Raw genomic sequence first — 11271 nt, forward strand, 5'->3', positions numbered from 1 at the left:
CCCGGCGAAGCTCCGCTGGCCGTGAGCTGCATGGGACCGTCGATGCTGCTCGGCCGGGCACGGAGCATGCGTGAACTGGGACCTGCGCTTGTACGAATGGCTGGGGAAATCACACTGTCGAGCAGATTGCCATGAACACGCTACAGGGACATGCCGCCGATAGATCCACGCTGATGACGGTCGAGCGCGGACTGCACGTCCTGCGTGCGTTTCAGTCGGATCGTACACCGCTCACCAACGCCGAACTCGTCAGACGCACGGGACTCCCCAAAGCGACCGTGTCCAGATTGACATCTACGTTGCTGCAGGTGGGATTCTTGCGATCCGTCCCGGGCAGTCGCGGATTCGAACTATCGACGGGTGCATTGGCCATCGGTCACGCCTATCTCGGGTCAAACGCATTGCTGCAGGCGGCGCAGCCTCTTCTGCAGGAACTGGCTGATCGGCTCGATGTCTCGGTCGCGCTTGGTCTGCAGGATGGCCTGGACATGCTCTACGTCGACTATCGGGTGAGCCGCAAAGTGGCCACCTTGCGGCTCGGCGTCGGTTCGGTATTGCCCATGAGCACGACGTCCATCGGCAGGGCATATCTTTGGGGACTGCCTCAGGAAGAGCAGGCGCTACTGATAGAAGCACACAAGCGGCGCGCAGGACCCCAGGGCGACGCATTGGGCGACGCCATTCACGCCTCGTTCCATGAGCTCGAAACCACCGGCACATGTGCCGTGATGGGCGGCTTCCAGCGCGGCACGTGGGGCGTTGCGCTGCCTGTACGCATCGGTCGCGAGGGCATTCTCCTGGGAATGAGCTGCGGGAAAGCCGACGTCGAGCTGGATCTGGAGTTCGAGCGCGACCGCATCGCGCCCGCATTGAAGGAAACGGCCGCGCTTCTGCAAGCGCAGCTCGCCGATTTCGATGGTGCGCTTTGATCCAATCGGGTTCGCCGGGCATACCGGACAGAACGTCATCAAAGGTTCTCGTTCGATTCACCTCCCGTAGTGCCGGCAAAGCCCTGTACGCCCGCCTCCAGGGACGGCGATTGCGTGCGGTAGCGATGCTGCATCCAGCGCTCGTAGCGCAGGCCATCGGAGAGTGGCAGCTCCATCGCGCGGTGCGCCATCTGCTTCATGGACACGAGCGCGAGTGCGTCGGCTTGGGCGATCTCCTGCGCCAGCGCGAGCGTGATGCTCTCCAGTTGCAGAGAGGGAACAGCCAAGGCAGCCAGCCCCATGTCCGCAGCTTCACGTCCCGTCATGCGACGACCCGTGACGAGATAGTACATGGCACGCTGCAAGCCCAGCTTGCGCGGCAGCCGTTGAGAACTGCCGCCGCTCGGAAGAAGGCTGCGACGAATATGCTCGTCGCCGAGTTCAGCCGCTTCATCGGCGATCATCACGTCGCAGGCCAGCGCCAGCTCGAAGCCTCCCGCGAGGGCATAGCCGTTGATGCTCGCCAACACGATCTGCGGTACGGACTCCAAGCGTTCATAGGTGTCCTGCATCAGATCCTGATGACGCATGTGCGCAGCGCGGTCAGCCAGCACGCCGCTCGCGAGCCATTTGAGGTCGTTGCCCGCGCAGAACGCCCGACCGCTGCCCCGTATCACCAGCACCTTGACCTGGCCGGCAGCCGAAGCACAGTCGCGCACCGCGTCGTTGAGACTCTGCAACGTTGGACCATCGAGCGCGTTCATGCGCTCGGCGCGATTCAGCGTGAAGCGGCGCACCTGCGGCGCGGGGTGGTCAATCATCAGTGACACGATGTTCCCCTTGTTATTCATTCGCGCCCAGCACTTCTTTCGCGCGCACGGCGGCGCTGACCGCATTGGGCCATCCGCCATAAAAGGCCAGGTGCGTAATGAGTTCGATGAGTTCCTCGCGCGTGACGCCGTTCTCAATGGCGCGTGGGAAGTGCCCGCTCATCTGCTCGGTCTTCCCTGTGACGACGAGCGCGGCACAGGTGATGAGACTGCGATCGCGCTTCGACAGTCCCGGGCGCTGCCAGATCTGGCCGAACAGGACGTCGTCGGTCAGTTTCGCAAGACCGGGCGCGATGTCGCCCAGTAGTCGCCGGGCTGCAGTATTCGTGTCGCTCATGCTTGCATCGCTCAGGTGAAGCGCACCAGATCGTCTACGCCAGCGCGGGTGGTGCGAAACTGGTTGACCGGGTGTCCGGCCTGCGCAAAACCGAACGAAATGCCGCAAATCATGTGCTGTGTATCGGGGATACCGAAGTACTCACGCACGAAATGCGCGTGGCGAGCGAGCGCGCCCTGAGGCGTGGTGGCCACGCCATGTGCATAGGCCGCGAGCAGAAACGAGGAGACGAAGCCGCCTGCATCCACGAGCGCATAAGGACCCAGCTCCGCAGGCACCGTGATGATGGCCACGTGCGGCGCATCGAACATGCGGAAATTGCGGAATGCCTGTTCGGCGCTGCGTTCGGCATCGTTGGGGCCGATGCCGAGGGCAGAATAAAGTGCGATGCCCGCCCCGCGCCGCCGTTCGCCATAAACGCCCTTATATCCCGGCGGAAATGGCAAATCGGACTCGGTTTCCGGACAGCTCCGCGCGCGCTCCATCAACGCCTCGCGAAAGCGCTCCGTACTCTCCAGGGTTTCAGTGATGACCAGTTTCCACGGTTGCACGTTGCACCAGGAAGCCGAGCGACTCGCCATGCCTACGATGCTGCGTATCAGGTCGGCATCCAGCGCCTTGTGCTCGTAGGCACGACACGTGGAGCGGCCGCGCGTGAGGCGATCCAGCGCGGTCAGGTCGGAAGTATGCGATGTCATTTCGGTAGCTCGTTGCCTGCTCCCTGTTCCCTGCCCTCAACGTGCGCTGGAATCGTGGAGCGAAGTTGCCCGGCGATGCGCCGGTTGATCGGGTTTGTATGGCCCATGCCTCAGATGAAGGTCTCGCGCGCGCGCAAAGTTTCGATGCGTTCGTCCGGCAGCCACCCACGCAACGCATCGACGGCGTTGTCGGTGCTCAATGCCGCCGGCGACTCGGGTCGCGCGGCGGGCGTTCGTGAAAAACGTGGGCCGGGCGCGGGGTGCGTCACTCCGTCCAGATCGATCAACGTTCCGCGCGCCTCGATGTGTGGATGACTCGATGCCTCGTCGAAGTCGAGCACCGGCGCAAGGCAGACGTCCAGTTGCCCGAAGCGCCGCGTCCACTCATCGCGCGACTGTTCCTTGAACTTCGCGGCAAGCACCGCTTTGGCTTGCGGCCATTGCGTGCGATCCATCTGCTTTTGAAGCAGCGGATGGTCCTGTAACTCGAGCTTTTCAAGCAAGAGCCTGTAGAACTTGCCCTCGATCGGCGCCACGCTCACGAACTTTCCATCGGCGCATTCGTACACCTCGTAGAAGTGCGCGCCGGTATCGAGCAGATTGGTGCCACGTTCCTTGCCGAGCATGCCTGCCGCGTGAAGACCCATCGTCACCGTCATGATGGAGGCCACGCCGTCCACCATCGCGGCGTCCACGACCTGGCCCTTGCCGGAACCGCGCGCCTCGATGATGCCCGCGAGCAGTCCGAACGCCAGATACAAAGAGCCGCCCGCATAGTCGCCCAACACGTTGAGCGGTGGCGTCGGCGCCTGCCCCGCGCGGCCCATTGCATGCAGCGCACCGGTGATGGAGATGTAGTTCAGATCGTGCCCCGCGACTGTCGAAAGCGGGCCATCCTGTCCCCAGCCCGTCACGCGGCCGTACACGAGACGCGGATTGCGCGTGAGACACGTGTCCGGCCCGAGACCCAGCCGTTCCATCACGCCGGGACGAAAGCCTTCGATCAGCGCGTCGGCCTGGGCAATCAATTCAAGCACCATCTCTACGGCGTCCGGGTCTTTCAGATCGACGCGGATGGACTTGCGATTGCGCAGCCCCAGATCGAACTGCGCAGGACGCGGCGCGCCGAGGCCCGAGGGCTCCTTGCGATCGACACGGATCACGGTCGCGCCGAGGTCTGCCAGAAACATCGCCGCCAGCGGCCCGGGACCGATGCCTGCGATCTCGACGACCCTGACGCCCGCGAGCGGACCTCCACGGGAAGATGCGGCGGACATATCAGATCACTCCCTGGTCGCGCAGTTGCCGCAGCCGATCGTCCGGCAGCTTCAGCAGATCACGATAAATCTCTTCATTCGATGCGCCGAGTTCCTGTGCCGGCTGGTCGAACTGCACCGGCGTTTGCGAGAAGCTGATGGGCAGTCCCATGCCGATGGCGTGGACATCGGAGAGACCCGGATGCTGCAGTTTGACCACGGCGCCGCGCTCCTGCAATACCGGGTCCTTGAGCACGTCGAGCGGCGAGCGCACCGGGGCCGCGGGCACGCCGCGCTTTTCCTGCAACTCGCGGATGACCTCTTCCGTGCTGCGCTGCCGTGCCCACTCCTCGATCATGGCGTTGATCTCGGCCGCATGCTTCATGCGCGGACCACGCGTGGCGTAGCGCGGATCCTTGGCCAGCTCGGGTTTGCCCAAGGCTTCCATGAGGTTCTGGAACCAGTCAGGCTGAAAGGCCACCATGGCCACGTGACCATCGAGCGTGGCGTATACGCCGAACGGCACCAGGCGATCGTGGAAATTGCCCGAGCGCTTCGGATAACCGTTCGCGAGGAACACATCGAAGTGCTCCTCGGCCACCATCGACGACAGGCAGTCGAGCATCGAGACCTGTACTCGTTGCCCTTCACCCGTCTTGCCGCGATGAATGAGCGCGGCGAGGATGCCATTGACCGCATACAACGGCGCGACGAGATCGGCGATCGGCAGGCCCCATCGCGTGGGAGGGCCGTCGGCGACACCGGTCACGTCCATGATGCCGGACAGCGCCTGCACGATGATGTCCATCCCCTTGAGATTGGGGTAAGGGCTAGGCTCGCCAAAAGCCTTGATCGATGCGTAGATGATTTTAGGATTGGCCTTGCGCACGCTTTCGTAGTCCACGCCGAGGCGCGCGGTCGCGCCTTCGCTGGCGTTTTCAATGACGACGTCGCATTCCTTGACCAAATCCATGAAGAGAGCCAGGCCCTGCTCGGATTTCAGATCGAGCGTAATGCTTTTCTTGTTGCGTGCGCGATTCAGGATGGTTAGCGAAACCTCTTCCTCGCGCCTGACACCGAAGTGGATGCCTTCCTTGCCCACATAAGGCGGGTTGCTACGCGCGATATCGCTGCCGCCGGGCGATTCGACGCGAATGACTTCGGCGCCCAGACCACCGAGTAGCAGTGATCCATAGGGCCCGGCCAACGCCACGGTCAGATCGAGAACACGAATACCCTGCAGGGGTTTTGCAGCTGACATGCTTGTCTCCTGAACCCGCATGCAAGCGGAATCTGGCTTGTATATACCGGGACCGCCTGATACAGACTTCCGTTTGCCTGGATGGCGACCGATACCGGTTGAATCAACGGCCGCCAAGTTGTCCTTCTTCGTACGCCGGGAACTCCCGGAACCAACGTGCCTAGTATGACTTCGGCAAGTCGAGCTTACGCTCCGCGATATTCGACAGGATCAGTTGCGGGGTGACCGGCGCGATGTAGCCGATCCAGGCTTCGCGCATGAACCGCTCCACGTGATACTCCTTCGCGTAACCGAAGCCGCCATGCGTGAGGATCGACGTCTGGCACGCGTTCATGCAGGCCTCCGATGCCAGCAGCTTCGCGGCGTTCGCTTCGGAGCCGCAGGACAGACCCTTGTCGTACAGATCCGCGGCGGCAAAAATCATGTGATTTGCCGCTTCCAGCTCGGCCCAGTTGCGCGCGAGCGGATGTTGCACGCCCTGATTTTTGCCGATGGGCCGGCCGAACACCACGCGTTCCTTCGCATACTGCGTCGCGAGCTTGAGCACGGCGCGGCCGATCCCGATCTGCTCCGCCGCGACCAGCACGCGCTCGGCATTCATGCCATGGAAGATATAACTCAGGCCCTTGCCTTCCTCACCGATCAGCGCGTCCTTCGACACCGGCAGATTATCGATAAACAGTTCGTTCGTATCGACGGCCGCACGGCCGAGTTTATCGATCTCCCGGATGTCGACGTAATCGCGGTCGAGCTTCGTGTAGAACAGGCTCAGTCCTTCGCTGTGCTTCTTCACCTGTTCGATCGGCGTGGTCCGCGCGAGGATCAAAATGTGATCGGCAACCTGTGCGGTCGAGATGAAAACCTTCTTGCCCGAAATCAGATAATTGCCATCGGCCTGCTTCTTCGCCGTCACCTTGAGCTTGGTGGTATCGAGGCCCGTGTCCGGTTCGGTCACAGCAAAGCACGCCTTGTTTTCGCCTCGCGCAAAAGGCGGCAGCCAGGCCTTTTTCTGCGCCTCCGTGCCGAAATGCACGACTGGCTGCAGGCCGAAGATATTCATGTGGATGGTGGACGCCGCCGCCTGTCCGCCGCACTCGGCGACCGCGCGCATGAAGAGCGCCGCTTCCGTCACGCCCAGATTCGCCCCGCCCACATCTTCCGGCATGCAGATGCCGAGCCACCCTCCGCTCGCGACGGCTTCAAAGAACTCGTGCGGAAATTCGTGGTTCTTGTCCTTGTTGCGCCAGTATTCGAGCGGGAAGTCAGTACAGATCTTCTGAGCTGCATCGACGATGGCGTGTTGATCGGCGCTGAGTTGGTAGTCCATGACCTAGTCCTTCTCCGAAGATGAAATCAAGCCTTGTCGGCGGGACGCAGCATCATCAGGCCGGTGCGAACAGCGGTGCATACGATCTCGTCGCGCTGGTTCCGGGCAATGTGTCTGAAGGTTACGATGCCCGAGTCCTTGCGGCTCTTCGACAGGCGCGTCTCGACGATCTCCGTCTCGACGCGGACCGTGTCGCCATGAAAAGTCGGCTTGGGGAAGGCGATTTCGCCGAAGCCAAGGTTACCGAGCGTGGTGCCGAGCGTCGTTTCATACACGGTGATGCCCGCCACCAGCGCCAGCAGGAACATGCTGTTCACCAGACGCTGACCGTACATGGTGTTCTTGCTGTATTCGGCATCGATATGCAGCGGCGCACAGTTGTAAGTCATGGCCGAGAACAGGATGTTGTCGGTCTCGGTCACGGTGCGGCGGATGGCATGTTCGATGACCATGCCGGGCTTGAATTCTTCGAAGTAAAGGCCAGCCATGTTGTTTGTCTCCTGGGATTCTGGTCAGCAATCAGCCGTTGAACGACTGCGCGAGTTCGATGATTTCGCGCGCCGTCTTGGCATGAGCAATGTCGATGTGTTCGCCGTCGTAGATGCACGATGCGCGGCCTTCGGCCTGGGCTTTGTCGAGCGCGTCGATCATCCCTTGATAGAACGCCACCTCTTCCTCGGCGGGGCTGTAGGTCTGATTGACGATCTCGACGTTGGAGGGATGCAGCACCAGTTCTCCGCTCATGCCCAGTTGCCTGTCGTTGGCCGCGGAGACCTTGAGTCCGTCGAGGTCGTGCACCTGTTGCCAGACGCCGCCGATAGGCAGCTTGCCCGCTGCGCGCGCGGCCATGACGATGCGTGATTTGAGGTACTGCGTCTCGCGACCGCCGAGTGACCAGACGGTCTTGAGCGCGCGGGCCACGTCGGCGTTCTTGGCCGTCGCGCCCACGATGGCGGGCACGCGCTCGTGCTGGGCGATCTCATAGGCCAGTTGCAGTGAGCGGGCCGTCTCCAGCAGCGGAATCACCTTCGTATGACCCACTTCCACGCCGGCGCGAAACTCGGCTTCGGCGAGCATCGATGAAACGGTGTGGATGTCTTCCGGCCCGCAGGGCTTGGAAATCACGATGCCTTCAACCACGGGGCTGACGATAGCCAGAATGTCTTCGAAATCGTACAGGTGTGCGCTGCGGTTGATGCGCACCCAGACGCGCTGCTTCTGCTCCGCCAGCCAGCCCAGTTTGGACTTCACGATCTCGCGCGCTTCGACTTTCTGCGCGGGCGGCACGCTGTCCTCCAGATCCAGAATTAGCGCATCGGCCCTGGAATTGATGGACTTTTCGATCCACGTCGGCTTGTTGCCCGGAACGAAGAGGAAGGAGCGTATGGGTTTCATCTGGGTGGTCATCACTGTCTCGGCCTGTAGAGAGTCTCGTCCTGCGTCGTCAGGCTTTACCTAACGATTGATAGTTAGTTTCCTCCTCGCATCTGGAGGTGTCATTTGGGGTTTACACCAACATCGGCCCGAATGCAGTCCTCCGCGCGAGCCGATAGCAAGTCGACACATCCGGCTCATGGATAACACCCATGGAACACCGTCCAAACAATGCACAAACTATCTAACATTAATTAGGTAGAGTGTTTCTATCCGGCGTGCCGACAATCGCGTCGCCTGAGCAGCCCCCTTCTGAATGTCCCGCAAGCCGCCTTGCAGAACCCACGACTTTGAATGCTCTTATTGGAGGAGAAATGAGAAACGCCATGAACGACATGCCGTCCGACGCCGCTGCCGTCACCGGGCAAACGCCATTGCATCTATCTCCCGATCACGTCATCCATGACAGCGGACGCGCGTGGTATGTACTGGTGATGCTGACGCTCGCGTATTCCCTCGCCTACATCGATCGACAGCTTCTCAATCTGCTGGTCGAACCGATCAAGCGCTCGCTCGTCATCTCCGACACACAACTGAGCCTGGTTCAGGGCTTCGCTTTTATTGCCGCCTATCTGGCTGCATCGCCGCTGTTCGGTCGGCTCGTCGATGTGACCAACCGGCGCAATCTTCTTCTCGTCTCCATCTGCCTGTGGTGTGTTTTCACCGCACTATGCGGCACTGCGGATACGTATCGCGGGCTTTTCCTCGCCCGACTGGGCGTCGGCGCCAGCGAAGCGTGCGTATTCCCGCTCGCGCTCTCGATGATCGCCGACTGCTTTTCGGCGAAGAAGATGCCGCGCGCGATGAGCATCTTCATCCTCGGCCCGATGCTCGGCGGCGGGCTCTCGCTTGTCGCGGGCGGCTTTGTGATCGAATTCGCACGCGCTTTTCACGAGCACTTTCCGATCCTCACGCAGTTCCAGACCTGGCAACTCGCGTTCGTCATCATCGGGCTGCCCGGGATACTTTTCGCGCTGGTCGTATTGCTCACCATGCGCGAACCCGCACGTAGCAGCGTGATGAGCGCGCGCGAAGACGAGCGGCAATTCTCGACCGGCGCTTCGGCCCGCTATCTTTGGCAGCGCCGCGCGTTCTACGCGAGGATTTTGCTGGGCGTCGGCATGCTTGCGATCGTCGTGCTCGGCATGCCCGCATGGATGCCCTCCTATCTGATTCGCACGCATGGCATGCCGGCTTCGCTGGTCGGGTTCCGCTTCGGCGGGCTGGTTGTGGTCTTTGGCATTGCCGGCGCGCTGACCGGTCCCTGGGTTGCACGTCAATTGGAGAAACGTGGCTATGAGGATGCTCCGCTGCGCACCGCCGCGATCGCCATGATTCCGATGATGCTCTGTTGCGCGAGCATTCCATTCGTACCGGGAACGACTGGTGCGCTAGCCGCGGCAGCAGGCATCGTGTTCTTCTTCAGTCTGCCCACCGGCTGCATGGCCGCTGCATTGCAACTCGTCGCGCCCAGTCGCATGCGTGGCACCGTCGGCGCCATTTATTCGTTCGTCGCTCAACTGGTTGGATTCGGTGCAGGCCCGACGCTGATTGCCCTCTTGACCGATCGTGTATTCCAGAATCCGAAGATGGTCGGACATTCGATCGCTATCGTGTGCGCGATTGCGTCTGCGATCGCGGCGACGCTGCTTCTGACCGCGTTGCCGCATTACAGGCGCTTGCTGGCTGAAGAGCGCGCGGCACAGGTGAAGTAAGCCTCAATGTCCGTTGCCCTTTCAGCGATGCGTTCCCTCGCTGTCGACACCGGCCGGACGCGTCTCGGATTCGCCGAACATGATTCCGCAGCTGCCGACAACGTTTCAGGAGATTCCAGCATGGCCGACAGTCTCATTCAGCAGTTGGGCACGTTCACATCGAACGTCCGATTCGACCATCTGCCCACAGCCGTCGTTGAAGAATGCAAACGCCTCCTGCTCGACTCGATCGGCTGCGCGGTGGCCGCGATCGAACAGCCCAAGGGGCGGATCGGCATCGACTACGCTCGCATGATGGGCGGCAACGGCGACGCGACCGTCATCGGAACCGACGAACGAACATCGATTTTCGGCGCGGCGTTCGCCAACGGCGAACTGATCAACGCGCTCGACATGGACGCCGTCGTGCCGCCTGGTCACGTCACGCCTTATGTGCTGCCGGGCGCGCTCGCCGTCGGTGAAGCGCGATGCGTAACGGGCAAGGCGCTTGTCGAGGCGATGGCGGTTTCGCACGAAATGTCGTATCGGCTCGGCAAGGCGATGGATTATCTGCGAGACACGAAGGATGGCAAGGTGTCGCCGCCGCCGGTCTACGGTTATAGCAGCACCGTATTCGGCGCGACGGCGGCGATCGTCAAGCTCAAGGCGCTGCCGGCGACGGTGGTTGCGAACGCGCTCGGCATCGCCGGAAGCATCTCGCCGGTGAATTCGCAAGTTGCGTGGTTTCAGCACGCGCCCAGTTCGACGATCAAGTACCTGCTCGCAGGCGCGCTGACGCAATCAGCGATGACCGCCGCTCACATGGCGGAGCTTGGCCACCGTGGCGATCTGCAGATCCTGGACGACCGGGAATTCGGCTTTCCGCGCTTCATCGGCACACGTCGTTGGGAGCCCGAGTGCATCACCGCGGAACTCGGTGAAGCCTGGCGGTTTATCACGGAACAGGCGTATAAACCCTACCCTCACTGCCGGATCCTCCATGCATTGCTCGACGCGCTCATCGAAATCGTCGAAACGAACGATATCGAGCCGCACGAGATCGAGAGCATCAAGGCCTGGGTCGAAGGCTTCGTCGAACAACCAGTATGGCTCAATCGCGATATCGGCCACGTTCACGATGCGCAGTTCAGCATCGCGCACGGGCTTGCGCTCGGTGCACATCGCGTCTCGCCTGGAAAGGCGTGGCAGGACCCTGAGTTCGTGTTCGGCGCGTCTGTCATAAAGCTGATGGATCGCGTCACGCACGAAGTCCATCCGAATTACGTCGAGCTGTTGACGAGTCATGCCGCCAGCCGTCCCGCGAAAATCGAGGTTCGCGCGCGCGGCCGGACGTTCGCCGGGGAGCGCCGCTATCCCAAAGGCAGTCCGTCGCCGGAACCGTCCAGCTATATGAGCAACGATGAACTTGTCGGCAAGTTTCGCCGCAACACGGAAGACGTGTTGTCCTCCGCCCGCATCGACGACTTCATCGAGCGCGTCTTCAA

11 protein-coding genes are annotated in these 11271 nt (G+C 61.7%); 3 read left to right on the top strand and 8 right to left on the bottom strand.

Annotation, left to right across the window (positions count from 1 at the left end; all coding sequences use genetic code 11):
• Positions 1-131: 131 nt before the first annotated feature.
• Entirely contained in the window at positions 132-929 is a 798-nt protein-coding gene (locus U4Y90_RS35425; protein ID WP_321801744.1) for an IclR family transcriptional regulator, read from the top strand.
• Positions 930-967: 38 nt separating this feature from the next.
• Here U4Y90_RS35425 and U4Y90_RS35430 read toward each other — a convergent pair whose 3' ends face one another.
• The 8 genes from U4Y90_RS35430 to U4Y90_RS35465 form a co-directional block, all read right to left on the bottom strand.
• Positions 968-1759, bottom strand: coding sequence for an enoyl-CoA hydratase/isomerase family protein (locus U4Y90_RS35430; RefSeq protein WP_321801758.1), 792 nt, complete (start codon positions 1757-1759; stop codon positions 968-970).
• Between the two features lie 13 nt (positions 1760-1772).
• Positions 1773-2096: a carboxymuconolactone decarboxylase family protein gene (locus U4Y90_RS35435; RefSeq protein WP_321801746.1), complete on the bottom strand. Its 324-nt coding sequence runs from the start codon at positions 2094-2096 to the stop codon at positions 1773-1775.
• A gap of 11 nt (positions 2097-2107) precedes the next feature.
• Positions 2108-2794 (bottom strand): nitroreductase family protein, encoded by a 687-nt coding sequence (locus tag U4Y90_RS35440; RefSeq protein WP_321801747.1) that lies wholly within the window; start codon positions 2792-2794, stop codon positions 2108-2110.
• A gap of 110 nt (positions 2795-2904) precedes the next feature.
• Complete coding sequence (locus U4Y90_RS35445) at positions 2905-4071, bottom strand: CaiB/BaiF CoA-transferase family protein (protein WP_321801749.1); 1167 nt, start codon at positions 4069-4071, stop codon at positions 2905-2907.
• Position 4072: 1 nt separating this feature from the next.
• The gene (locus U4Y90_RS35450) at positions 4073-5311 is read right to left on the bottom strand and encodes a CaiB/BaiF CoA-transferase family protein (protein ID WP_321801751.1); all 1239 of its coding nucleotides are present in this window, start codon (positions 5309-5311) and stop codon (positions 4073-4075) included.
• Between the two features lie 160 nt (positions 5312-5471).
• On the bottom strand, positions 5472-6638 hold the full coding sequence (locus tag U4Y90_RS35455; RefSeq protein ID WP_061178377.1) for an acyl-CoA dehydrogenase family protein: 1167 nt from the start codon (positions 6636-6638) through the stop codon (positions 5472-5474).
• Between the two features lie 26 nt (positions 6639-6664).
• Positions 6665-7126: a MaoC family dehydratase gene (locus U4Y90_RS35460; protein ID WP_061178376.1), complete on the bottom strand. Its 462-nt coding sequence runs from the start codon at positions 7124-7126 to the stop codon at positions 6665-6667.
• 31 nt (positions 7127-7157) lie between these two features.
• A complete protein-coding gene (locus U4Y90_RS35465; RefSeq protein ID WP_321801753.1) occupies positions 7158-8045 on the bottom strand; it encodes a CoA ester lyase in 888 nt (295 codons plus the stop codon).
• A 245-nt stretch (positions 8046-8290) separates the two neighbouring features.
• Here U4Y90_RS35465 and U4Y90_RS35470 point away from each other — a divergent pair, with 245 nt between their 5' ends.
• Positions 8291-9787 carry an MFS transporter gene (locus U4Y90_RS35470; protein ID WP_321801755.1) on the top strand — a complete coding sequence of 499 codons (1497 nt, stop codon included), beginning with the start codon at positions 8291-8293 and terminating at the stop codon, positions 9785-9787.
• Positions 9788-9907: 120 nt separating this feature from the next.
• Positions 9908-11271, top strand: a 1364-nt coding sequence (locus U4Y90_RS35475; protein ID WP_321801756.1) for an MmgE/PrpD family protein, incomplete at its 3' end; no start/stop codon positions are given.

Origin of the sequence: Caballeronia sp. J97, from assembly GCF_905220305.1 — a bacterium.
GTDB lineage: Bacteria > Pseudomonadota > Gammaproteobacteria > Burkholderiales > Burkholderiaceae > Caballeronia.